This window comes from Salinicola sp. CPA57, from assembly GCF_003206035.1.
GTDB lineage: Bacteria > Pseudomonadota > Gammaproteobacteria > Pseudomonadales > Halomonadaceae > Salinicola > Salinicola socius.
Map to the genome: position 1 here is coordinate 1 of NZ_PZJR01000009.1, position 25,504 is coordinate 25,504.

General features: G+C 61.8%; 17 protein-coding genes. 13 read left to right on the plus strand and 4 right to left on the minus strand.

Annotated features, from left to right (window positions below; translation table 11 throughout):
* A partial coding sequence (locus tag DOM36_RS09940; protein ID WP_157958618.1) for an Ig-like domain-containing protein occupies positions 1–4,216 on the minus strand: 4,216 nt, incomplete at its 3' end.
* Between the two features lie 515 nt (positions 4,217–4,731).
* On the opposite strand from DOM36_RS09940, the gene DOM36_RS09945 reads away from it, so the two are divergent.
* From DOM36_RS09945 to epsC, 6 genes are all read left to right on the plus strand, one after another.
* Positions 4,732–5,358, plus strand: coding sequence for an NUDIX domain-containing protein (locus DOM36_RS09945; RefSeq protein ID WP_075570010.1), 627 nt, complete (start codon positions 4,732–4,734; stop codon positions 5,356–5,358).
* A 112-nt stretch (positions 5,359–5,470) separates the two neighbouring features.
* On the plus strand, positions 5,471–5,917 hold the full coding sequence (locus tag DOM36_RS09950; RefSeq protein WP_075570009.1) for a DUF1249 domain-containing protein: 447 nt from the start codon (positions 5,471–5,473) through the stop codon (positions 5,915–5,917).
* Complete coding sequence (locus DOM36_RS09955) at positions 5,917–6,639, plus strand: phosphodiesterase (RefSeq protein ID WP_110643008.1); 723 nt, start codon at positions 5,917–5,919, stop codon at positions 6,637–6,639. Before DOM36_RS09950 ends, DOM36_RS09955 begins: the two co-directional genes overlap by 1 nt.
* A 140-nt stretch (positions 6,640–6,779) precedes the next feature.
* Positions 6,780–7,703 (plus strand): sulfate adenylyltransferase subunit CysD, encoded by a 924-nt coding sequence (cysD, locus tag DOM36_RS09960; protein ID WP_075570007.1) that lies wholly within the window; start codon positions 6,780–6,782, stop codon positions 7,701–7,703.
* A complete protein-coding gene (gene cysN / locus DOM36_RS09965; protein WP_075570006.1) occupies positions 7,704–9,161 on the plus strand; it encodes a sulfate adenylyltransferase subunit CysN in 1,458 nt (485 codons plus the stop codon). It abuts the gene before it with no gap.
* A 123-nt stretch (positions 9,162–9,284) separates the two neighbouring features.
* Positions 9,285–10,196, plus strand: a complete 912-nt coding sequence (gene epsC, locus DOM36_RS09970; RefSeq protein WP_075570005.1) for a serine O-acetyltransferase EpsC — start codon at positions 9,285–9,287, stop codon at positions 10,194–10,196.
* 154 nt (positions 10,197–10,350) lie between these two features.
* Here epsC and cmoB read toward each other — a convergent pair whose 3' ends face one another.
* Together cmoB and cmoA are read right to left on the minus strand one after the other, a co-directional pair.
* Entirely contained in the window at positions 10,351–11,364 is a 1,014-nt protein-coding gene (gene cmoB / locus DOM36_RS09975; protein WP_110643009.1) for a tRNA 5-methoxyuridine(34)/uridine 5-oxyacetic acid(34) synthase CmoB, read from the minus strand.
* Positions 11,357–12,136, minus strand: a complete 780-nt coding sequence (gene cmoA, locus DOM36_RS09980) for a carboxy-S-adenosyl-L-methionine synthase CmoA (protein ID WP_110643010.1) — start codon at positions 12,134–12,136, stop codon at positions 11,357–11,359. Before cmoA ends, cmoB begins: the two co-directional genes overlap by 8 nt.
* Before the next feature lie 119 nt (positions 12,137–12,255).
* On the opposite strand from cmoA, the gene pgi reads away from it, so the two are divergent.
* The 6 genes from pgi to DOM36_RS10010 all read left to right on the plus strand — a co-directional run bounded on the left by pgi (position 12,256) and on the right by DOM36_RS10010 (position 22,173).
* Positions 12,256–13,905 carry a glucose-6-phosphate isomerase gene (gene pgi / locus DOM36_RS09985; RefSeq protein WP_110643011.1) on the plus strand — a complete coding sequence of 550 codons (1,650 nt, stop codon included), beginning with the start codon at positions 12,256–12,258 and terminating at the stop codon, positions 13,903–13,905.
* A gap of 25 nt (positions 13,906–13,930) precedes the next feature.
* Positions 13,931–14,575: a YqiA/YcfP family alpha/beta fold hydrolase gene (locus tag DOM36_RS09990; RefSeq protein ID WP_110643012.1), complete on the plus strand. Its 645-nt coding sequence runs from the start codon at positions 13,931–13,933 to the stop codon at positions 14,573–14,575.
* A gap of 190 nt (positions 14,576–14,765) precedes the next feature.
* Positions 14,766–16,646 (plus strand): DNA topoisomerase IV subunit B, encoded by a 1,881-nt coding sequence (gene parE, locus DOM36_RS09995; protein WP_075569999.1) that lies wholly within the window; start codon positions 14,766–14,768, stop codon positions 16,644–16,646.
* A 1-nt stretch (position 16,647) separates the two neighbouring features.
* Entirely contained in the window at positions 16,648–18,900 is a 2,253-nt protein-coding gene (parC, locus tag DOM36_RS10000; RefSeq protein WP_110643013.1) for a DNA topoisomerase IV subunit A, read from the plus strand.
* Between the two features lie 70 nt (positions 18,901–18,970).
* Entirely contained in the window at positions 18,971–20,188 is a 1,218-nt protein-coding gene (gene serB / locus DOM36_RS10005) for a phosphoserine phosphatase SerB (RefSeq protein ID WP_075570024.1), read from the plus strand.
* Positions 20,189–20,430: 242 nt separating this feature from the next.
* Positions 20,431–22,173, plus strand: a complete 1,743-nt coding sequence (locus DOM36_RS10010) for an HD domain-containing phosphohydrolase (protein ID WP_110643014.1) — start codon at positions 20,431–20,433, stop codon at positions 22,171–22,173.
* Between the two features lie 29 nt (positions 22,174–22,202).
* Here DOM36_RS10010 and DOM36_RS10015 read toward each other — a convergent pair whose 3' ends face one another.
* Positions 22,203–23,156: a helix-turn-helix transcriptional regulator gene (locus DOM36_RS10015; RefSeq protein WP_157958619.1), complete on the minus strand. Its 954-nt coding sequence runs from the start codon at positions 23,154–23,156 to the stop codon at positions 22,203–22,205.
* A 157-nt stretch (positions 23,157–23,313) separates the two neighbouring features.
* Between DOM36_RS10015 and DOM36_RS10020 the strand changes: the two genes are divergently transcribed.
* Positions 23,314–25,482 carry a TonB-dependent siderophore receptor gene (locus tag DOM36_RS10020; protein WP_110643016.1) on the plus strand — a complete coding sequence of 723 codons (2,169 nt, stop codon included), beginning with the start codon at positions 23,314–23,316 and terminating at the stop codon, positions 25,480–25,482.
* Positions 25,483–25,504 lie beyond the last annotated feature (22 nt).

Consider the following 25,504-nt stretch of genomic DNA (forward strand, 5'->3'; position numbering starts at 1 on the left):
CCGTGGCCGTGGCTTCAGGGCTGGTATTGCCGCTGGCATCGGTTGCGGTGGCGTTGATTTCGGTCCCGTCGGGTAGCGGCTCGTCTGGCGTGAATGACCAGCTACCGTCGTCGGGATCGGCGTCGACGCTGCCGATCGGGGTGCCGTCTCCGTCGGTCAACGTGACCGTGCTGCCAGGTTCGGCGGTACCGGTGATCTCGTCTCCATTGGTCGGTTCGATCGTCGGTGCCGCAGGTGCCGTCGTGTCGAACGTCAGCGTAAACGTCGGGCTGGTGGCGGAAACGTTGCCTGCGATATCGGTGGCGGTGGCAGTGAAGACGGTTTCACCGCCAAACAACTGATCCGCCTCATCGGTCGCGAACTGCCAGTTGCCTTCCGCGTCGGCCGTGGTGGTGCCCAGGTCTCGACCGTCGGCGTAGACGGTCACGATGGCATTGGCCTCGGCGCTGCCGATCAGCGTCGGTGTCACGTCGTTGGTGGCATCGCCATCGTCAATCGGTCCGGCGGGAGGAACGTCGTCTTCGGCGCCTTCAATCACTGGGGCTTCCGGGGCGGTCAGATCGACCGTCACGACACCGAGGTTGGCCGTCTCGCCGGTGTTGCCCGCGGCATCGGTCTGACGCACCTGCACGGCGTCGGCGGCATAGTCGCCTTCCGGCAGTTCGAAGCTGGCACCCATGCCGGTCGTCCAGCTATCGCCGCCATCGGTGGAATATTCCCACGTTGCCCCGCCTTCGAGGCCACCGACGTTGATGGTGGCGTCGCTGGTGATGCCGTCACCGTCGATGGCGGTATCGTCGGCCAGCGTTGCGGTCGGGGCATCGGGCGCAGCCGTATCGAGCGTGGTGGTATCGGTGACCGTGCCGGTGTTGCCGGCGGCATCGGTCACGGAGAGGGTGGCTGTCAGTTCGCCGTCGACGAGACCCGACAGGTCCACGCCGCTGACCGTCAAGTTACCGTCGGCATCGACGGCGATATTCCCGAGCGGGACCTCGACGCTGCCACCGGTCCCATCGCTGATCGTCAAGTCGGTAATGGAAGCGCCGCTTTCGATGCGCCCGCTCAAGGTGACGTTGCCGGCTTCGTCGACGTTCAGGAAGCCGTCGCCAGCGTCGTTGATCACGATGCCGTTATCACCCGCGTCTGGCGCCGTTTCGTCCAGCGTCAACGTGAAGCTCGGACTGTCCGGAGAGACGTTGCCGGCCGCATCGGTTGCTGTGGCAGTAAAGGTGACATCGCCTTCACCGAGAGTTTCCGGTATGTACGACCAGTTGCCGTCACCGTCCGCGGTGACGCTGCCGAGTACCGTGCCGTTGGCCGAGATCGTCACCGTGGCGTTGGCTTCGGCGGTGCCGGTCAGCGCCGGGGTAGTGTCATTGGTGCTATCACCATCGCCTAGCGTGCCAGTCGGATCGACATCGTCCGTAGCGCTGTCGATCGTCGGCTCGTCCGGTGGCGTCGTGTCGATGACGACGGCGTAGGGTGAACTGGCCTCCGATGTCTGACCGGCCGGATCGATCGACCTCGCCATGAAGGTCGTATTGCCTTCCGCCAGACGGCTGAAGATTCTGAAGCTCCAATTACCGAAGCCGTCGGCTTGAGTCGTGCCGAGCATCTGCATTCCATCGCCGGCGTCGGCCCAGATCTGGACGGTATTGGTCGCTTCGGCGGTGCCTACTAGCGTCGGGTTGGCATCATTGGTCGTATCGCCATCATCGACGCTTCCCGTTCCCGGCTCTATCTCATCGATCGAGGTAATGATGACGGGCTCGGAAGGCGGCAGCGTATCTTCCAGATCGGCGTCGACAACGGCACTGCCTGGCTCGCTGACGTTACCGGCGGCGTCTGTGGCAATCGCGGTAAAGGTGCTGTCGTCTGGCAGCGGCGTATCCGGGGCGAATGACCAGTTGCCATTGATATCCGATGTTACCGTAGCGATGGTGTCGCCCTCTTCATCGGTGAGGGTGACGCTACTGCCCGCCTCGGCACTGCCAGTCAGAATTTCGCCATTCGTAGGATCGACAATCGGCGTGGCAGGGGGCTGGGTGTCGATGGTCAAGGTGAAGGGGGCACTTTCGTCCGACACATTACCGGCGCTATCGGTGGCTGTGACGGTAAAGCTGTACTCGCCATCGTCGAGCGCGTCAGGCGTATAGGACCAGTTGCCGTCATCGTCGGCGATGACGGTGCTCAGCTCGTCGTCCCCGGAATAGATCGTCACGACGCTGCGCGCTTCGGCACGACCGCTCAATGTCGGTGTGGCGTCATTGGTGCTGTCGCCATCATCGAGTTGGCCGGTCTGGGGGGCAACGTCGTCGCTGGCCGCCGCGATGGTCGGCGTGACCGGCGACGTGTCATCGTCGAGATCGCCATCGACGGTGGTCGTCGCGGGTTCGCTGACGTTGCCGGCGGCGTCTGTCGCGGTTGCGGTCACATCCGTGCCGTCATCCAGCGGTTGCTCGGGCTGGAACGACCAGTTGCCGTTGTCGTCGGTGATCGCGGAACCGATCGGATTGCCGTCCCCGCCGGTCAGGGTGACGGTGCTTCCCGGCTCGGCGGTGCCGGTCAGGAGGGTGCCATCGGTTGGGGAAAGCGTCGGCGCATTCGGTGCCATCGTATCGATGCCGAGCGTGAACGGGGCGCTGGCATTCGACACATTGCCGGCACCGTCGGTGGCGGTCACCGTGAAGGTGGTATCGCCATCGTCGAGGTTGGCGGTCGTGAACGACCAGTTACCCTGGGCGTTGGCCGTGGTTGTCCCGATCTCTTCGCCGTCGGCGAAGATCGTCACCTTACTGCCGGCTTCAGCGCGGCCGGTCAGGCGGGGTGTGGGATCATTGGTGCTGTCGCCATCATCGAGTTGGCCGGTCTCGGGGGTAACATCATCGGTGACCGACGTGATGGTCGGCGTGACCGGCGGCGTGTCATCGTCGAGATCGCCATCGACGGTGGTCGTCGCGGGTTCGCTGACGTTGCCGGCGGCATCGGTCGCGGTTGCGGTCACATCCGTGCCGTCATCCAGCGGTTGCTCGGGCTGGAACGACCAGTTGCCGTTGGCGTTGGTGATCGCGGAACCGATCGGATCGCCGTCTCCGCCGGTCAGGGTGACGGTGCTTCCTGGCTCGGCGGTGCCGGTCAAGAGGGTGCCATCGGTGGGATCGATAGCGGGGGCATCGGGTGCCAGCGCGTCGATGGTCGTGGTAACCGGCTGGCTCTCGTTACCGGCGGCGTCTGTGGCGGTTGCGGAAACTTCCGTACCATCGGGTAGCGGCTCGCTCGGCGTGAATGACCAGTTACCCTCTCCGTTCGCGGTGGTATCACCAATGGCGTTGCCATCTCCGTCGGTCAGGGTGACGGTGCTTCCCGGCTCGGCGGTGCCGGTCAGCGTTTCCCCATTCGAGAGATCGATGGTGGGGGCGTCCGGCGCGGAGGCATCGATGGTGCCAGTCGTTGGCTGGCTGGTATTGCCGGCGGGGTCCTGGGCGACGACGTCGATGTCGGTGCCGTCGGGCAGCGGTTCCTCGGGTGTGAACGTCCAGTTGCCGTCTTCGCCGGTAATGGTCTCGCCGACGGGATTGCCGTCGCCGTCGGTAATGATGATGGTGCTGCCAGGTTCGGCTTCACCGCTGATGGTTTCGCCGTTGGAAGGATTTATCGCGGGCGCGTCGGGTGGCGTCGCATCGTCCTCGTTATCGCTGTCATCGGCATCCTCCGGTGGGGTATCGTCGTCATCGTCGCTACCGCCGCCACCACCGCCTCCAGCGGCGACGGCACCAGCGGCCAGCGCACCACCGCCGATGGCAGCCCAGCCCAACGGCGTGACCCCGAGGCCCTCTCCACCTTCCCCGGCAGCGGTAACCGGCTCGAATACGCCGAACTCATTTTGTGGAATGTAGTCGGCGGCAATGAAACCGTCGCTACTGGCTGGGCCGAGGTCAGCCCAGATCAGTTCCTGATCTTCGCCGGTCAAATAGAGTTGGCTCTCCAGGTTCCCGTCCGCACCGTAGAAATTTTCGATGCGAATGACCTGTCCATCAGTCGTTCTGACCAGGAGATCATCGCCATCTCGCTGCAGTGTCTGCACGTCGTCGGGAGAAAGACTCAGCAGCACTTTCCTGGGCTGCTCCAGGGCAATCGTACCGTCAGTCCCAACGGCGGAAGCAGGTGCTGCGGCAACGTCTTCGTTAAGCGCGCTGACTTTTGCGGAAATGGCCATGAGTCTCTCCCTGCCTGAACGTTCTATCGCTAGAACCAGGACGTTGTACGCGTATGGGTGTTTAAAGGTGATTATTGTGGTGTTTACGTATGAATAGGAGAGAAGGTTATTGATTGCAAATCGTTAACGCTGTTGACAATTGAAATTATTTTATTTTTCTAAAATAATCATGAATATCAAGGGTTTAATTTATTTACATGATTGCATTGTTAGACTTTTTGTCTATCACCCTAAGTGCATTTAGTATCCTTAAGTTAATCCTGGACAACTTTTAACAATACTGAAGATAGGGTCTGTGAATTAAATATATAAATGTCTAGGTGCATGAATGGCGCACCTCAACCTTGCCTAGTTCCGCATTCAGGCGTTGCCTAATTCCGGTTCGAGCCGCCGTGACTGGGGAGGGTCGTACCGCCGGACGCATGGCCCTCCTCCCACGGGCGAATCAGGCCGGCACCGGTTGGAATCGATCCGCGGTGCCGCAATAATGAGGCTCTCATCCGAAGGAGCCGCTCATGGATCGCAAGATTGCGCCGGTCAATCGCTTCGATGCCAAAGATGTCGATCGAATCGAAGATCAGCAGCTGTACTCAGGATTCTTCGATCTGGAGAAGCGCCGGCTGCGTCATCGGCAGTTCAACGGCGAGTGGAGCGAGCCTGTCGATCGCGAGGTTCACGTTCGCCGGAATGCGGTGGGGGTACTACTCTATGACCCGTCTCTGGATCGGGTCGCGCTGGTCGAGCAGATTCGCGCAGGCGCCCTCGAAGACCCGATATCGCCGTGGAAGCTGGAGCCCGTTGCCGGCCTGGTGGAACCCGGCGAAACCCCAGCGGACGTGGCACGTCGCGAGGCGTTGGAAGAAGCGGGGTGTGAAATCGGGGAGTTGATCGAGCTTCATCGCTACTATCCCAGCCCTGGTGCCTGTACCGAGCAGGTCACGCTGTTCTGTGGTTTGATCGACAGCACGGGACTCGGCGGCATACACGGTGTGGAAGATGAAAACGAAGATATTCTGGTTCACGTCATGTCGTATCCCGAAGCGTGGGATCGATTGATGGCGGGACAATTGGACAATGCCATGGCGTTGATCGGCTTTCACTGGCTGGCGCGAGAGCGTGCCACGCTGAGAGCCAGGGCCTGACACGAGAGGGCGGCAGTACCGTTGTTGTCGCAGGTCGTCGGTCATCAAGAGCGGCGGTTGCCCCCCCGATACTCGAGCTAGACTAGAGGCCGTCATGCGCCAGGAGAACTGCATGAGAAAGACTGCTTACGTTACGGATCTCAAGACGCTCCAGGCAGAATGCAGCAGTAACTATCTGCGGCTTTGCCGTCTGGTCATGGACATGGAGCCTGGTGAAATCAAGGAAGTGCCGCTCGCCGGTGAGCATGCGCGCTTCGGCACGCTGTGGTTCGAGGTCCTCGAGCAGGCGCCTTACACCACGGTCGCACGGGTTTCCCAGACTGGCGTGCTGGACAGTTTCGTCGATTCACCGCGAATGACGGTGCATCTGTACCATGATGCGGATATGGCGGAAGTGACCGATTTTCAACGCCAGCGCCATTTTCAGGGGCGTTATCGTTATCCCAACCCGCAAATGCACCAGCCAGACGAGAAACTGCAGATCAACCGTTTCCTGGGGGAGTGGCTACAGCATGGGCTGGCGCACGGCCATGCCGCCAACGTGCCGGAAACGCCCTGATGCGACTGGTTCAGATTACGGATTGTCATCTGCTGGCAGACCCTGAAGGAACGTCGCGCAAGGGAACGCCGCTACGCCAGCTGCATGCCATCGTCGATCGTGCAAAAGCGATTCGGCCGGACATCGTGCTGGTGACCGGCGACATTGCCCAGGACGAGACGCCCGCCGCCTATCGGCATGCCAGGCGGGCCTTTGCGACATTGGGGTGTCCGTGGTTCTGGATCCCCGGCAATCATGATCAGCCCGAGCTCATGGCAGAGTGTCATCCCTTCCATGAAGACCTCGACCTTGGCGATTGGCGGGTGTTGCTACTCAATTCTCGCATCAGCGGTCAGCCGGGAGGGGAGCTGGGGCAGGACCAGTTGCAGCGATTGGCATGGCAGTTGGAGGCGGATGAACGGCCAACGCTGATTGCGCTGCACCATCCGCCGCTGGAAGTCGGCTCTGTATGGATGGATGCCATCGGGTTGAAGGATCGCGATGCGCTGTGGCAGACGTTGGCCCCCTATCCGCAGGTCAGGGCATTGTTTTGTGGCCACATTCATCAGGCGTTCGCTGCCTGGCAGGGTCTCGTGGCCGTTTATGGGTGCCCGTCGACTTCGGACCAGTTTCTGCCGAGAAGCCACGAATTCGCCACCGACGAGGCGTCCCGGCCCGGTTTGCGGGTCGTCGATCTACGCGGGAAGACTCTGGCGACCTGGGTCGAGCGGGTCGATCTCTAGCCGGTTATAACTAAAAACGCTTTTTGGATCATTTTTGATTCTTTGACGTTATTACCAATGTCTCGCTAGGGTTTGCCTTCAAAGAAGCCCATATTCTGTTCTGCCATCTGATTTCAGAGGGCGACCGTGAGACATCGATCATGACAGCTCCTATCGTCAGCGCTCAGCGCCAGACTCATCTCAAGCAGCTCGAGGCCGAGTCCATCCATATCATCCGCGAGGTCGCCGCCGAGTTCGGCAACCCGGTGATGCTGTACTCCATCGGCAAGGACTCCTCGGTGATGCTGCACCTGGCGCGCAAGGCGTTCTATCCCGGTCCACCGCCGTTTCCGCTGATGCACGTCAACACCACCTGGAAGTTCAAGGAGATGATCGAGTTCCGCGATCGGATGGCCGCGGACGTCGGGATGGAACTGATCGAGCATATCAACGAGGAAGGGCGCGCCGCCGGCATCAATCCGTTCGATCACGGTAGCGCCAAGTACACCGATATCATGAAGACCCAGTCGCTCAAGCAGGCGCTGGACAAGTATGGCTTCGATGCGGCTTTCGGCGGTGCCCGGCGCGATGAAGAAGCTTCCCGTGCCAAGGAGCGCGTCTACTCGTTCCGTGACAAGCATCACCGCTGGGATCCCAAGAACCAGCGTCCGGAGCTGTGGAATCTCTACAATGGAAAGGTCAACAAGGGCGAGTCGATCCGCGTGTTCCCGCTCTCCAACTGGACCGAGCTGGATATCTGGCAATACATCTATCTCGAATCGATTCCCATCGTTCCGCTCTACTACTCCGCACCGCGTCCGGTGGTCGAGCGCGACGGCATGCAGATCATGGTCGACGACGACCGGCTGCCGCTGGAACCCGGCGAGGTTCCCGAAGAGAAGTGGGTGCGCTTCCGCACGCTGGGCTGCTACCCGTTGACCGGCGCGGTGGAATCCAGAGCCGCCACGTTGCCCGAAATCATTCAGGAGATGTTGCTGACGCGCACCTCCGAGCGCTCCGGACGTGCCATCGATCGTGATCAGGTGGGTTCGATGGAGAAGAAAAAACGCGAGGGGTACTTCTAGATGTCTCATCAATCCACGCTGATCGCCGACAACATCGGACAGTATCTCAAAGAGCACGAGCAGAAAGATCTGCTGCGCTTCATCACCTGCGGCAGTGTCGATGACGGCAAGTCGACCCTGATCGGGCGACTGCTGCACGATTCCAAGATGATCTACGAAGATCAGCTGGCCGCGATTACGCAGGCTTCCAAGACCAGCGGTACCACCGGTGACAAGGTCGATCTGGCGCTGCTGGTGGATGGTCTGCAGTCGGAGCGCGAACAGGGCATCACCATCGATGTCGCCTACCGTTTCTTCTCCACCGACAAGCGCAAGTTCATCATCGCCGACACCCCGGGCCACGAGCAGTACACCCGTAACATGGCCACCGGCGCCTCGACTGCGAGCCTGGCGGTGATCCTGATCGACGCCCGCTACGGCGTGCAGGTACAGACCCGGCGTCACAGCTTCATTGCCGATCTGCTGGGAATTCAGCATCTGGTGATCGCGGTCAACAAGATGGACCTGGTCGATTACTCGCAGGCACGCTTCGACGAGATCGTCGCCGATTATCGTGAGTTTGCCGAGAAGCTGGACGCCAGAGACATCCGTTTCGTGCCGATGTCGGCGCTGGACGGCGACAACGTCGTCAACCGTAGCGAGCATATGCCCTGGTATCGCGTCGATGGTGCGCCGGGTCCCGCGATGCTCGAGCTGCTCGAGAGCGTCGAGGTCGTGCACGACAGCAACCTTTCCGATCTGCGGCTGCCGGTGCAGTACGTCAATCGGCCCAATCTCGATTTCCGAGGCTACTGCGGCACGCTGGAAGCCGGCATCCTGCGCCCCGGCCAGGCGGTGAAAGTGCTGCCATCGGGCAAGCTCTCCACCATCGATCGTATCGTGACTTTCGATGGTGATCTGGAGGAAGCCTACCCCGGCCAGGCGATCACGGTCACCTTGCAGGACGAGATCGATATCTCCCGGGGTGACTGGCTGGTGGCGGCCGATGCCGAGGTCGCGCAGTCCAGCGCGCTGGCAGCCGATATCGTCTGGATGCACGATAACGCTCTCGAACCGGGTCGCCTCTACGACTTCAAGATCGGCACCCAGGAGATCGCCGGCCGGATCGCCGCGATCGATTACCAGATCGACGTCAATACGCTCGAGCATCACCAAAGTGACAGCTTGCCGCTCAACGCCATCGGTCGCTGCCGAGTCGAGCTGACCGCCAGCGTACCGCTGGATGACTACCGCAAGAGCCCCGGTACCGGCAGCTTCGTGGTGATCGATCGGCTGACCAATATCACGGTGGGAGCAGGTCTGATTCGGGGGGCGATCGAAGGCGCCTCGTCCACTGAGGAAGTCGACTGGCAGGCATTCGAGATCGAATTCAATGCATTGATTCGAAAGCACTTCCCGCATTGGGAAGCGAAGGACATGGGCGAATTGCTGAAAGGCGTCACCCGCAAGGCCCGATAGGGGATAAACAGGAGAAAGTGGCGGTATCGGCGCGATGCGCGGCTGACGTTTGGCCCAGCCACCACCGGGTGTATCATGTCGCTCCGGCCCGACGCTTGCGTCAGCGATTGAAAGGAATTCCCCATGCAGCACGTCAACTGGCAGCTCGACGGTATCGTGTCCCAGCTACGCGCCACTCGCGAACAGTGGCGCGCCCAGAACGGTCGGGAAAAAGAGAAGGGCTGTCGTGAGCTGCCGTCGCGGCATCGCATTCGGGAAACCCTGGAGTGCCTGAGCGGGGCGATCTTTCCGATGCGGCTCGGTCCTTCCGATCTGCGCAAGGAGAGCGAAGACTTTTACGTCGGCCACACCCTGGACCGGGCGCTCAATGCGCTGCACGAGGAAGTGCTGCTCGAACTGCGCTACATGTCGCGGCTCGACGGCAGCCCGGATTCCGACCATCAGGCGGTGGCAACGCAGATCATTCAGGGCTTCGCAGACGGCCTGCCGAGTCTGCGCCGTCGTCTCGACGGCGATGTCATGGCGGCGTTCTACGGCGATCCTGCGGCACGCAGTGTCGACGAGGTGTTGCTCTGCTACCCCGGCGTCCACGCGGTGATCTATCACCGCATTGCCCACTATTTCTATCAGGCGGGGGCCGGGCTGGTGGCACGAATCATCGCCGAGTTGGCCCACTCCGATACCGGTATCGATATTCATCCCGGTGCCCAGATCGGCGAGGGCTTTTTCATCGATCACGGTACCGGCGTTGTGATCGGCGAAACCGCGATCATCGGCAATCGCGTACGGCTCTATCAGGCGGTCACGCTTGGTGCCAAACGCTTTCCGGCGGACGAGAAAGGGCATCTCGAGAAAGGCCTGCCGCGTCATCCCATCGTCGAGGACGACGTGGTCATCTACGCGGGCGCCACGATTCTGGGGCGTATCACGGTGGGCAAGGGATCGATCATCGGCGGCAATGTGTGGCTGATCTGCAGCGTGCCTGAAAATAGCAACATCACCCAGGCCAATATTCAGTCAGGGCCCTGCCCGTGACGCACACGTTTTTTCGGCGCCAGTACTTTGGTGTACATCGCTGTATATAGAACGTTTGCGCTGATCGTTTGATATTGATCGGGTTAAAGAATCGGCCGGCATTGCACTGCCGGCCGTTTCCGTTGGGATCGTGAAAATCAACAAGTCGCCGTGATCAGCGCTGGGGTTTGCGGGCGATCAGCGTCGCCCTGCGAGGCGCGGGGTAGCCCTCGATCGTTTTCGTACGATCGTGCGGATCCAGAAACTCCGCCAGCGAGTGGAACGTCATCCACTCGGTCGAGCGCTGCTCGTCGAGGGTGGTGACCGTTTCGTCGACGCAACGGACCGATTCGAAGCCGCAGCGTTCGAGCCAGTGAGCCAGCGCTTTCGACGAGGGCAGAAAGTAGACGTTGGGCATGCTGGCATAACGTTCGCCGGGCATGAAGACCGTTTGTGCATCGCCCTCGACCACCAGGGTTTCCAGTACCAGCTCGCCGCCGGGCGCCAGCGCATCTTTCAGCTGCAGCAGGTGCTCCAGCGGCGACGGGCGGTGATAAAGCACGCCCATTGAAAATACGGTATCAAAAGCAGCGAGTTTCTCCGGTACGTCCTCGATCCCCACCGGCAGAAAATGGGTTCGGTAGGCATCGGCGTCACCCACGAAGTGTCGCACGGCGTGGAACTGATAATAGAAACGCGGGGAGGGATCGATCACCAGCACGAAGGCGGCGCCTGCACCGGCCATGCGCCAGGCGTGATAGCCGTTGCCGCCGCCGACGTCGAGAACCCTGCGCCCGGCCAGCGGTGAAAGGTGCGGCGCGACGCGCTGCCACTTCCAGTCCGAGTGCCATTCGGTGTCGATGGCAATGTCGCCGAGTCGATAGGGGCCTTTGCGCCACGGCATCAGAATTTTCAGCAGGTTCTCGCAGCGTCGGCGATCGGCATCATCGAGTTCGAGTTGCACCGTGACGCTGTCGTCTTGCAGATCCACCGCACGCGTCGTCGGCAGCGCCGGCAATTTGGTCACGGCCTTTTCCCACGCCGGCAGATCGCCATGGCGGCGACGATCGAGCCCGCGCGACAGCTGTTCGGGAAGGCGCGCCAGCCAAGGGGTCAGCTCGTATTCCAGGAACGCGAGGTAGAGTCGGCGTTCGGCGTCCTTGAGCGTATCGGTCGGGGTATCAGCCATCCTTGATCGCGGCCTCGTCTCTGGGCGTGGCCTTGTCCTTGAACGCAATCAGGGAGGCGAAGTTGAGGTACTGGAACCAGGTCGTAACTCGTGAAAAGCCGGCCTGCGCCAGGCGCTGGTGATGCGCCGTCAGGGTATCCGGCACCAGCACGTTCTCCAGCGCGGTGCGCTTCTGGCTGATCTCCATGTCGCTGTAGCCGTTGGCGCGCTTGAAATCGTGGTAACGCTCGACCAGCCAGGCATTTTCCTGTTCGTCCGGGGCGACGATCTTCTCCGAGAGCACCAGGATGCCGCCGGGCTCGAGTGCTGCGTACAGTCTGGCGATCAAGGCATCGCGATCCGCCGGCGGCAGGAACTGGAGCGTGAAGTTGAGCACGATCATGCCGCTGGGGTGGTAGTCCAACTGGCGGATATCGCCCTCGACGAAGCTTATCCTGTGGTCGGGGCTTTCCGACGCGGCGATTTCGCGGGCCCGCGCGATCATCGTCGGCGAGAGGTCGACCCCGGTCAGTTCGAAAGTCTCGGCAGGCAGGCGTCCGGCCAGCGCCAGGCCCACGGCGCCCAGCGAGCAGCCGAGATCATAGACATGGGCGCCATGGCGCAGATGGCGCTCGGCGAGGACGCCGAACATGCCGAGGATCTGGCCGTAGCCGGGAATCGAGCGCCGGACCATATCCGGAAAGCAGGCCACGACCCGTTCATCGAACGAGAAACTCGCTACGCGATCGAGGGGTGTCGAAAAGATGGCGTCACGGTAAGATGCGTCAATCATTGCCGGAAGATATTCTTAATTGGGAGAGCGTGAAGCGAGCGGAACGCCTTTGATACGCCCGCTGCGACCATAGTGTACGTTTTGCGCCTCTTCGCTGCACGTGACAAGGAGAGCCATAGATGTCGATTCGTGAGACCCAGGCATGGAAAGCGCTCGAGCAGCAGCTCGATGGGGGCATGCGGGATGTGCATCTGAAGACCCTGTTCCAGCAATCGCCGCGCTTCGAGACGTTCTACCTGGAAGCCGCCGGCATCCAGATGGATCTGTCCAAGCAGCGCTGGACGACAGAGGTGCGGGAGCAGCTGTTCTCGCTGGCACGGGAGGCTGACGTGCCGGCCGCCATTCAGCGGCTGCTGTCCGGCGAGCGGGTCAACCGCACCGAAGATCGCCCGGCGCTGCATACGGCGCTGCGTCTCCCCCGTGATGCCCAGCTCGACGTCGAGGGCGTCGACGTGGTCAGCGAAGTGCACGCCACGCTCGACAAGATGGAAACGCTGGTCAACAAGCTGCTGAACGGGCAATGGCGTGGCGCCACCGGCAAGCCGATCACGGATGTGGTCAATCTCGGTGTCGGCGGTTCCGACCTGGGGCCCTTGATGGTGACGTCGGCGTTGACCGATTTCGAGCCCGATGACGTCTTCGAGGTGTCGACCCATTTTGCCTCCACCATGGACGGCTCGCAGCTGGCGGACTTCCTGAGCTGGCTCAATCCCGAAACCACGATGTTCATCCTGTCGTCGAAGTCGTTCGGCACCATCGACACGCTGTCGAATGCCTCCACGGCACTGGATTGGATCGCGACCCGTCTGGGCGTTGACGAGGCGCTGATCAAGCGCTTCCATTTCGTCGGTGTTTCCACCAAGCCCGAGAAGATGACCGAGTGGGGCATCGATCCGGGTAACCAGCTGCTGTTCTGGGACTGGGTTGGCGGGCGCTACTCGCTGTGGAGTGCGATCGGGTTGCCGATCGCCATCCGTGTCGGCATGGAAAACTTCCGTCAGCTGCTGGCCGGCGCCCACGCCATGGACGAACACTTCCGTACCGCCGATCTGGCGGAGAATCTGCCGGTGCAGCTGGGGTTGATCGGTATCTGGAATGCCAATTTTCTCGATATCCGCTCGCACGCGGTGCTGCCCTACGATGGTCGCCTCAAGCACCTGCCGGGCTACTTCCAGCAGCTGGAAATGGAGTCCAACGGCAAGTCGGTCACCAACGACGACACCGTGGTCGACTACTCCACCTGCCCTGTGATCTGGGGCGAGATCGGGCCCAACGGTCAGCATGCGTTTTATCAGCTGCTGCATCAGGGCACGCAGCCGGTCGCCTGTGATTTCATCGCACCGGTGAATCGTTACAATGATGTCGAAGACGAACGTTTCCGGGACGACCTGATGGCCCAGCATCGGCTGGCATTGGCCAACTGCTTCGCGCAATCCAGGGTGCTGATGCTGGGCGACGATGCCGTGAAGTCCGAAGAGACGCCGCCCAGCTACATGCGCTACCGTGGCAATCAGCCCTCGTCCACATTGATGTTCGACAGCCTCAATCCGGCCACGCTGGGCGCTCTGATCGCGCTCTACGAGCACAAGGTGTTCGTTCAGGGCGTGATCTGGGACATCGACTCGTTCGATCAGTGGGGCGTGGAGCTGGGCAAGAAGATCGCCACCGAGACCGAGGAGATCATCGCCACGCAGAACGGACTGGACTCGCTGGACGACTCCAGCCGCGGATTGATCGAGGCGATCTGGAAAGGCCAGCAGTCCAGGTGAACGTCAGGGGTATCGGGAGGCGGCAATGTTGAACGAGCCGGCGTCTCTCCGGCCCGCCAGGGCGCTGCTGTATCTGCACGGTTTCAACAGCAGCAGCGCCTCCCCCAAGGCGCGCCTGGTCAAGGCGGCCTGCGAGACGCTGGCCCGACATGAGGGGCGGCCGTTCACGTGCCTGACGCCGGATCTGTCGTATCGTCCAGACGTGGCGTATCAGCAAGCCGAAGCGGCACTCGAAACGCTGGGGCGGGAAGAGACGCTACTGGTGGGCAGCTCCATGGGCGGCTTTCTGGCCACGCTGCTGGCGGAACGCCATGGCCTTCGTGCCGTATTGATCAATCCGGCGGTCCAGCCATCCCGCTTCGTGGGGCAATATCTGGGGCAAACGTTGCTCAACGACGCTTCCGGCGAGCATTTCACGATCGACAACAGTTATTTCGATCAATTGGCCGCGCTGCAATGGGACCGCATCGTGTATCCGTCACGCTATCTGCTGCTGCTCGGCAGCGCGGACGAAACGCTGGACTGTCGCGACGCGCTGCGAGCCTACGCGGGCAGCCGCATGCTGATCCACCCTGGTGGCGATCACGGTTTCGATGTTCTGCCCGAGTATCTGCCGACGCTTTTTGCGCACGGTGGCTGGCGGGTTCCCGCGTCGCTCGTGTTGCCTTGACGTCATCGCGGCGACGTCGGGTGGCGAAGCGATACTGTAGATTTGACCAGTAAAGTGTATCATCGGAACCCATTCTGCACGCGGTGGAGATGTCGCGATGTCGGGTCTTGTCTCATGCGACGACGTAGCGATCTCGACCCTGCGACTTTGACCATGCAACTTTGACCCTGTAACCACGGCGAGACCCTGCATGACGCAATACAGTGCCAGTTCCATCGAGGTACTTTCCGGCCTCGATCCGGTCCGCAAGCGGCCGGGAATGTACACCGACACGACCCGTCCCAACCATCTGGTGCAGGAAGTCATCGACAATAGCGTCGATGAAGCGCTGGCAGGACACGCCAACGAGATTCGCGTCGTGCTGCTCGACGACGGCGGGATCGAGGTTTCCGACGACGGCCGCGGCATGCCGATCGACGTGCATCCCGAGCACGGCGTGACCGGGGTGGAACTGATCCTCACGCGACTGCACGCCGGCGGCAAATTCTCCCAGTCGAGCTATCGGTTTTCCGGTGGTCTGCACGGGGTTGGCGTATCGGTGGTCAACGCGCTGTCGACCCGCCTCGAGGTCGAAGTGTGCCGCGAGGGCAATCGCTACGGTATCGCGTTCGAGAAGGGCGAGAAGGTCGAGGAGCTCTCGGTCATCGGCAGTTGCGCCAAACGTGCTACCGGCACCGTCGTGCGGTTCTGGCCGGAAGTGGAGTACTTCGACAGCCCCAGGCTGTCACTGCCGAAGCTGAAACACTTGATGCGCGCCAAGGCGGTGCTCTGTCCCGGCCTCAAGGTGGTGCTCAAGGAAACCGACGGCGCGGAAAGCGTCTGGCAGTACGAAGATGGTCTGCGCGATTACCTGGCTCAGGCGATCGATGGTTTCGAAGTGCTGCCGGCATCACCGTTCACGGGCCATTTCGAGGATGAGGAACAGGGCGTCGACTGGGCCATTCAGTGGTTGCCGGAAGGCGGCGAGCCGGTGCTCGAGTCCTACGTCAACCTGATCCCGACGCCACTCGGGGGCACTCACGTCAACGGCTTTCGCAGCGGTCTGCTCGAGGCGGTACGCGAGTTCTGCGAGTATCGCAGTCTGCTGCCGCGGGGCGTCAAGCTGTCACCGGAGGATCTGTGGGAGAAGGTGTCGTTCGTCCTCTCGATCAAGATGCTCGATCCGCAGTTCGCTGGTCAGACCAAGGAGCGGCTGTCGTCACGCACGGTGGCGGGTTTCGTCTCCGGCGTGGTCAAGGATGCCTTCTCGCTGTGGCTCAACCACCATGTCGACCAGGCCGAGCAGTTGGCCGAGCTGGTGATCAACGCCGCCCAGCGACGCCAGAAGAGCGCCAAGAAGGTGGCGCGCAAGAAGATCACTTCAGGGCCCGCCTTGCCCGGCAAGCTGGCCGACTGCTCCGGCCAGGATCCCGTCTCGAGCGAACTGTTTCTGGTCGAGGGTGACTCCGCCGGGGGCAGTGCCAAGCAGGCGCGCAATCGCGAGACGCAGGCGATCCTGCCGCTGCGCGGCAAGATTCTCAACACCTGGGAAGTCGAATCCGCCGACATCTACAGCTCGCAGGAAGTCCACGACATCGCCGTGGCAATCGGCCTCGATCCGGGCAGCGACGATCTCTCCAAGCTGCGCTACCACAAGGTCTGCATTCTCGCCGATGCCGATTCCGACGGTCTGCACATCGCCACGCTGCTGTGCGCGCTGTTCGTGCGACATTTTCCGGCGCTGGTCGATGCCGGCCACGCTTTCGTCGCCATGCCGCCGCTCTACCGCATCGACCTGGGCAAGGAGGTCTTCTACGCGCTCGACGAAAGCGAAAAGGCGGCAACGCTGAAACGTCTCGAAGGCAAGCGGGGAACACCCAACGTTCAGCGCTTCAAGGGTTTGGGCGAGATGAGTCCGCTACAGCTGCGCGAGACCACCATGGCCACGGATACGCGACGACTGGTCCAGCTGACCCGTGAGCGCGACGACGGCACGCTGGAAATGATGGACATGCTGCTGGCGCGCAAGCGGGCGGGCGACAGAAAGAGCTGGCTGGAAGATTACGGCAACATGGCCGACATCGAGGTTTGAAATGACCATGGATATTCAGGTGGCGGAGGGCGACGTCGAACGCCTTTCGCTCAAGGAGTACACCGAGAAGGCGTATCTCGATTATTCGATGTACGTGATTCTCGACCGCGCGTTGCCGCATATCGGCGACGGCATGAAGCCGGTTCAGCGACGCATCGTCTATGCCATGCGCGAACTGGCGTTGACCGCCAACGCCAAGTACAAGAAGTCGGCGCGTACCGTCGGCGACGTGCTGGGCAAGTTCCATCCCCATGGCGACAGCGCCTGCTACGAAGCGATGGTGCTGATGGCGCAGCCGTTCAGCTATCGCTATCCGCTGGTCGACGGTCAGGGCAACTGGGGTAGCCCGGACGATCCCAAGTCGTTCGCGGCGATGCGCTATACCGAGGCGCGGCTGTCACGGTTCTCCGAGACGCTGCTGGCGGAGCTGGGGCAGGGCACTGTCGACTGGACGCCCAACTTCGATGGCACCATGAACGAGCCGGCGGTGCTGCCGTCGCGGCTGCCGCACGTGCTGCTCAACGGCGGCACCGGTATCGCCGTCGGCATGGCCACCGATATTCCGCCCCACAATGTGGTGGAAGTGGTCGAAGCCACCTGCCATCTGTTGCGCCATCCCGACGCCAGCGTCGCGGATCTGATGCAGTACCTGCCGGCGCCGGATTTTCCCACCGACGCCGAAATCATTTCGCCGCCGGCCGATCTGCGCAAGCTCTACGAGACCGGTCGCGGTTCGGTCAAGCTGCGCGCGCGCTACGAGCGCGAAGACAGCAATATCGTGATCACCGCGGTGCCGTATCAGGTCAGCGGAGCCAAGGTGCTCGAACAGATCGCGGCCCAGATGCAGGCCAAGAAGCTGCCGATGGTCGCGGACCTGCGTGACGAGTCGACCCACGAGACGCCGACGCGGCTGGTGATCGAGCCGCGCTCCAACCGAATCGACGCCGATGGACTGATGGCGCACCTGTTCGCCACCACCGATCTCGAGAAGAGCGTCCGCGTCAATCTCAACGTGATCGCGCTCGATGGCCGGCCGCGAGTGCTGGCGCTGAACGACATGCTCGGTGAGTGGCTGACGTTCCGCCGCACCACCGTGCGTCGACGCCTGGAGCATCGTCTCGGCAAGGTCGAGGATCGTCTGCATCTGCTCGAAGGGTTGCTGATCGCCTATCTGAACATCGATGAAGTGATCCGCATCATCCGCGAGGAGGACGAGCCCAAGCCGGCGCTGATGAGCGCGTTCGGTATCACCGAGCGGCAGGCGGAAGCGATTCTGGAGCTGCGGCTGCGCCATCTCGCCAAGCTCGAGGAGATGAGGATTCGCGGCGAGCAGGACGAGCTCGAGGCCGAACGCAAACGTCTCAACAAGCTGCTGGGTTCCGAGGCGGCGATGACCGACCTGGTCGAGAAGGAGCTGCGGGAAGCGGCCGAGGCCTACGGCGATCCCCGCCGCTCGCCGCTGGTCGAACGCAGCGAAGCCAGGGCCCTCTCAGAGGTCGAACTGGTGGGCGCCGATCCGGTCACAGTGGTGCTGTCCGAGAAGGGCTGGATTCGCGCGGCGCGCGGTCACGACATCGACCCCGCCGGGCTCTCCTACAAGGCGGGTGACAGCTTCCAGTTGGCGGCGCGCGGCAAGACCAATCAGCCGCTGGTGCTGCTCGACGATAGCGGTCGCAGCTATACGCTGACTGCCCACAACCTGCCTTCGGCACGCGGCCAGGGTGAGCCGGTGACCGGGAGAATCAATCCGCCGGCCGGCTCGAGCATGGTCGGGCTGATGCTCGACGTGCCCAGCGCGCACTATCTGCTGGCCTCCGATGGCGGCTATGGCTTCGTTGCCAGGCTCGAAGATCTGCTCGGCAAGAACAAGGCCGGCAAGTCGGTGCTCTCGGTACCCAAGGGATGTAACGTGCTGCCACCCAAGGCGATACCGACGGGTGACGGCGTGCGGGTGGCGGCGGTTTCCAACGAAGGGCGTCTGTTGGTTTTCGCGCTGTCGCAGTTACCCGAGATGTCGAAAGGCAAGGGCAACAAGATGATCGACATTCCGGGGGCCAAGGCCGCAAGCCGGGAAGAGTTCGTCCGCGATCTGGTGCTGCTGCCGGAAGGCGCATCGCTGGTCGTGCATGCCGGCAAGCGCAAACAGACGCTGAAGACGGCGGATCTCGAGTACTACACCGGTGAACGCGGTCGCCGTGGCAGCAAGCTGGCACGTGGGTTCCAGAAGGTCGATCGGCTCGAGGTCGAGTGCTGATCGACACTGAATGGCTGCCGGCTCAATCGATAAAGAGAGAGGGCGCATCGCTGCGCCCCGTGGGGAAATGATGTCACAACGTTTTGTGGTGCGTGCCACCGGACCCGCACGGCCCGGTCAGACGGCAGCACTGGGTACGGCGCTGGTCAGCGCCAATTGTCGTCTGCTGGACTTGAGCCAGCACGTCGCTTTCGGTGAAGTGACGCTGGAGGCGCTGGTAGAGACGGCAGACGATCTCGGGGCCTTGCTGCCGACTGCCGGCGACGTGTTCGGGCTGGATTGCCGGGTCGAGAAAGTGGCCGCCGAAAGCGAGGCACTGTGGGCGGACGTCGACAAGGATGCCCGCTGGATACTGACCTTGATGGCGCCTGCACTGTCTGCAGAGGTGATGGCGGAAGTCGGGGCGCTGACGGCAGAACAGGGCTTGACCATCCAGCAGGTAAAGCGGCTTTCCGCCAAGGGCCAGCTCGATGTGGTCTCGCCGACTGACGCCGGGGCCTGCCTCGAATGGCGGCTCAGTGGCGCGGTACACGACTCGACATCGCTGCGCGAGAAGATCCTCGCGCTGAGCGAACGCTTCCACGTCGATGTGGCCCTGCAGCCAGCGAATCTATGGCAGCGTCATCGCCGGCTGATCTGCTTCGATATGGATTCGACGCTGATCCAGGCGGAAGTCATCGATGAATTGGCCCGACGTCACGGCGTCTACGACGAGGTGGCGGCGGTGACCGAGCGCGCCATGCGCGGCGAGCTCGATTTCCAGCAGAGCTTCCGCGAGCGCATGAGCAAGCTCGAGGGTCTGGATGAGTCGGTATTGGCGGAGATCGCCGATTCGCTGTCGCTGATGCCGGGGCTCGAGCGATTGATGCGCTATCTCAAGCGACTGGGTTACCGGACGGCAATTCTCTCTGGCGGATTCACCTACTTCGCCCGCTATCTGCAGGAGCGGCTTGGCTTCGACGAGGTCCATGCCAACGAACTGGTGATCCGCGACGGCAAGGTGACCGGTGAGGTTCAGGCGCCGATCATCGACGCCGAGCGCAAGGCAACGATACTCAGGCAGATCGCCGAACGGGAAGGTTGGCAGCTGGCCCAGACCGTAGCCGTTGGCGACGGCGCCAATGATCTCAAGATGCTGTCGACGGCTGGCATGGGCATCGCCTTTCATGCCAAGCCTCTGGTTCGTCGCGAGGCACAGCAATCCGTGTCCGTCACCGGTCTGGACGGGTTGCTCTACTTGCTGGGGTATTCGGAAGCGGAGCTGACGGCCTTGTCGGCAGGGGAGTGAGAGATAGCGGGCTGGATCGTCGGGCTGGATCGGTCTGGGGATGTCTACCAGACCGGCGTCAGCGATGAACGGATGGAAATGAAGGCCAACAAGGGTTAAGTTCGCTTTGTGCGGGTCGATAACGAAAAGTTACATGGGGTGGGTGCCGGGTCGTGAACCGGTATTTTATTTCAGCCCCTTGTCACCCGCTCATTTTCCTAGCGTCTAACTTCAGCCTTGCGCCATGCGTTATCGGAATCTCCATGCCCGACACTGCTTCCACGGATGTCTTTCACGCCAAAGCCATATGGGAATGGCTCGAGCCATTATGCCTGCAGGGCGGCGTCAATCTCGAGTTCAAGCCTGCGGGCAGCACGTCATGGCCGGTACTGCTGGATGACGCCATTGTCGATCAGGCGTTGATCGTCGATGTATCGGCAGTGCCGACGCTCGAGGAGCCTCTCGCCCGGGGCGATCAGTTTCATCTCATCGGTCATGTCATGGGAGCCCTGGTTCGCACCGCACCGTTGACGGTGATCGAACGCCTGGCCGATGACCGGCGAATACAGTTTCGCTGCAGCTATCCCGAGTACATCAGCACCATTCACCGACGTGGCACTTTTCGGGCTCCCTTTCGCGCCGAAATGGGAGTCACGAGCCGGCTCACGCCAACCGCGAATGGTCCTGCCGTCGACACCGAGATCCGCAATCTCTCGCTGGGCGGCTGCCTGCTCGCCATGCGGTTGGTAGACGCTGTCTCGCTGACGCCCGATCAGCCGATCGACGCTCTCGAATTGTGCTTTCCCAATCAGCAACGGCTCGAACTCAAGGGGCGCGTCCGGCATATACGCACCAATGACGACTGGACTCTGGCATTGGTCGGCCTCGAGTTCGATGAGCTGCCGATCGATAGCGAGCGATTGCTGTGGTACTGCGTCAAGGAGATCGAGCGCGAGGGCGCGCGTAGCGCGCTGACCAGTGACAAGCCGCTCGAACCGTCGTTGCTGTTCCTGCTGCCTCAGGGACGCCGGCCGCACCCGGTCAGCTCGATAACCAGCACGGCAACGCCCGCCACGGGGAGTGATAACGCGATCGCCCGGCGGCTCCGGAAAATTGCCGATTACCTCAACGCGCAGAGCCTGCAGCTCCAGAATGGTGGCTTGATGGCGTCGTCGTTGCTGTCTCGGCACGCGGATACGCTGGTCTCGCTCGGGGCCCAAAGTCGGGAGTCGCTGCTCTATGCTCTGGGGTATCTTGAATCCGAACCGGTCGGCGTACAGCATGCGCTGGCCGTGGCAGTCCGTGCCGTCGATCTGGCGCGCTGGCAAGGTCATGACAACGAGACTTTGAAGGCGATGGCTGCCAGCGCACTCGTGCACGATCTCGGCAAGGCGTCGCTACCGGCGGCACTGCTCGAGAGCCGAGTGCCGCTGAGCGAGGCCCAGCGAGCGCTGCTGCCGGCACATGTCCAGCGGGTCAGCGAGCGGCTGGCGGACTGCCGCTGGTTGTCGCCGGAGATCTCCACGTCGGTCCTGGAACAGGTCAATGAACGACTCGATGGCAGCGGTTACCCTCGTGGGCTTCGCGCCGAGGCGATCGGCGATCTGGGCCGGATGGTCGCGGTGGTCGACGTGATCGATGCGCTGACGCGCGCGCGCGCGGATCGCGAGGCCTGGGCGCTGGTCGATGCCTACCGTCATGTGCTGGGTCACGCCGACGTTTTCGATAATGTCTGGGCGCAACGCTATGTTCGTCTGTTCGGCGTCATTCCGGTGGGCTCGCTGGTGAAGTATGCCAGTGGCGCCCTGGCCTGGGTTCAACGTCTGGATGCGCAAGGTCGGCCGTCGCAGGTCCACATGGTGCTCAACGCCAACAGCCGTCAGCGGCGTCTCGATTTGGTGCTGGCGCAGCGCGGCCTTGATCAGCTGGGGCGGTTGGAGGGCGTGGTCGAACCTCGCGAATACGGTCTGTCGTTGAGCGGCAGCGCGTCGCGTGCCTCAGCCTAAGGTTCGTTCCCGATAACCGATGCCGGGCGCTAACGCCTACGCTCTCTGGCTTGGCGGGGGGTGATGCCAAAGACGCGACGGAACGCGGTGGCGAAATTGGTGGCGTCATTGTAGCCCGCGAGTTCCGCGGCGGCGTTGACGCTGATTTGATCGTTCCGCAGCGCCCGGTTTGCGGCGTCCAGACGCCGCTTTCGCAGATGACGCTGCAGCGGCATGCCATAGCAGATTTGGCTGAGTCGCTGCAACGTGCTCACGCTCATGCCCAAGTGCTTGGCTATCTCCGTGAGCGTTGCGATATCGCCCTTTCCCGTGTCGATGAATTCCCACAATCGCCGCTGTTGACGCGTTTCCATGCTGCTCTCGTCGGTCCGTCGCAACAGCGGCGCCAAGCCTTCTCCCGCCATCGTCAACGCCAGCCCCTCGCGCTGCAGACGTGCAGCCAGTCCGACGCCAGCCGCTACCGTCAATGAGCGAGCCATGGCCAGCAAGCCCGCGCCAGGTTGCCACTGGCGTAGCGCCAGATGGGGAAGCTCCTCGAGCAGACGCGCGGTCTCCGGAACTGCCTGCAGCCAGTCCGGCGATAAAGTCAGGGTCAGGCTCGATTCTCGTGTCCCGGCTTCGGCCACTCGCTCGAACGCCGTTTCTTCTCGCAGGTTGACCAGTAGCGCGGTCGGCGCTGCCGGCGCCATCGGCAGACGCATCCCGCCGAAGCGCACGTCGACGGCTCCCTCCATGACCAGAATCAGCTTGAGTCCAGGGGTCATTTCGGCGTGATTGCGCATTCCGTGGCGATTTTGAACCGCCGCGTAGCGTAGGGTCATGCCTTCATCGATGACATCGACGCCAAAGCGACCCTCGAGCAGCCTATCGTCCGCGACGCTATCGACACGGTAGCGCCGGCTCACATGAATGGCGTGACGTTTCAAGGCGTCGTGGCCCAACACCTCAGGGGAGTCGAGGGTCGTGGAATGAGAAGAGATCACGTTTGGATACTAGGCACAGGTATTTGAGGGTTTCGCACAGGTCGCCGGATGGCGCTTCTGAAATAATGCGTGTCGCCAATCTCGTTTGCAACTCATTCTCATTATCATAAGCGCTCGACACGCTGCGGCCACGGGCGCATGAGCAAGGAACGACACCATGATTCGCCATCCGCATTGCTTCCGCTACTGCGTACCGGTCGCTGTTGGTCTGAGTCTTTCCGCACCTTGGGCCTCTTTGCAGGCGCAGGAAACCCAGAGGGCCGACAATCCCGCTCTAAAGACGCTGACCGTCAAAGGCAATCGCCTCTACGAGATGCTGCCGTCCGAAGTGACCGGCGGATATGCGGTGGATGCGGCCACGGTGGGCACCAAGACGCCCGCCGCACTGCGGGACATTCCGCAGTCGATCAGTGTGGTGACCCGCGAGGCGATCGAGGCGCAGAACTTCGACACACTCGATGAGATGGCCAGACGGACCCCGGGGATGCGTGTACTGCCCAACGACAGTGGCCGCTCTTCGATCTACGCCCGTGGTTACGAGTACGACGAGTACAACGTCGATGGCCTGCCGGCGCCGATGGCCAGCATCGTCGGCACCGTGCCCAATCTGGCTGCGTTCGACCGCGTCGAGGTCATGCGCGGGCCATCGGGATTGTTCAACAGCACCAGCGAGATGGGCGGCATCATCAATCTGGTGCGCAAGCGACCGACCGAGGATTTCCAGGGCCACGTGATCGGTCGCTACGGCAGCTGGGACCAGAACTATCTCGAGACCGATATCTCGGGACCGATCGATGCCACTGGTCGCGTTCGCGGGCGCATGGTGATCAGCAACGACGATACCAACGGCTACGTCGACGACAACGAGAATACCAACCAGACCTTCTACGGTGCGCTCGATATCGATCTCGACGAGGACACCCTGCTGTCGCTCGCCTATCTGCGTCAGCATCGGGATCTGGTACCCAACAACGGGCTGCCGACCGATGCCAATGGCAATCTGCTCGATGTCACCCGTTCTACCTTTGCCGGGGCGGATTGGAATAGTTTCGAGATGCAGAGCAATGATTACATCGCCGAGTTGACCCACCGGTTCGACAATGGTGGCTACGGTCGCATCGCCGCTCGCTATTCAACCCGTAATGCGGATTTCAATTATGCCTACGGCATTACGGGTGTTGCGGAGGATGGCACTTTCACGGCGCGAGGCCTTGGCGGCGACGTCGATCAGCAATCGCTCTCGATGGATGCCAGCTACAGTCAGCCATTCGCAGCCCTGGGCAACGTCAGCGAGTTCGTCGTGGGAACGGACTACAAGCGTTACGAGACCGAGACCTTTCAGGCCGTCTCGGTGCTGGGCAGCACGACTCTGGACCAGATCAATGACATCGCTTACGTCGATGTCTCCGACGTGGGTACGGTCAGCACGGACGATCGCGAGGCGCTCGAGGAGTATGGTCTCTACTCCAAGCTGACTTTCCGACCGATCCAGCCGCTGGCGCTGATTGCCGGTGGTCGCGTCAGCTCCTATCAGGCTCGTGTCACTGACCATACTGATGATGACGCCGTTGCCAGCCGCAGCGATGACAGCAAGTTCACGCCCTATGCGGGGGCCGTACTCGATCTTGACGATCGTCATTCGCTGTATGCCAGCTACTCCGAAGTCTTCAATCCCCAGACTTACACTGATGCCAACGGCAAGCTGCTTGAACCCCGTGAAGGCAAACAGTATGAAATCGGGATCAAGGGCAGCTATTTCCATGGCGACCTGAATGCACGTGTATCTGCATTCCGCTTGTACGACGATAATCGAGCCGCCCCGTTAGTGGAAAACGGCGCAACCGTCAGCGGCGTCTACGCCTCCGTGGGTAAAACACGCACACAAGGCGCTGAGCTCGAACTGACGGGCACTCCCTTGCCCAACTGGGACATTATCGTTGGTTATACCTATCTCGATATCGATATCAGAAGTGAGGGATCGGAGGATACGGCCTTCGTACTGATGCCGAAGAATCAGCTCAATGTGTGGACTCAGTATGGCTTCGAAGGTGGCATCCTCGATGGCTTCCACATCGGCGGCGGGGTCACTGCACTGAGTGATTTTCAGACGGCCACCTCGGCAAGAGCGCCCATCAGTATCGAGGCGCCGGGCTATGCGGTAGTGGATGCCATGGTCGGTTACGACTTCACGTCCAACCTCAAAGGCCAGCTCAATTTCAATAATATCTTCGACAAGACTTACTATGAGCGGGTCGGGTCGATGGGGACTTTCAATATGTACGGGGCGCCGTCCAATGTGGTTGCGTCACTGCGCTATGACTTCTAATGCGTTACGTCTTTGGATCTTC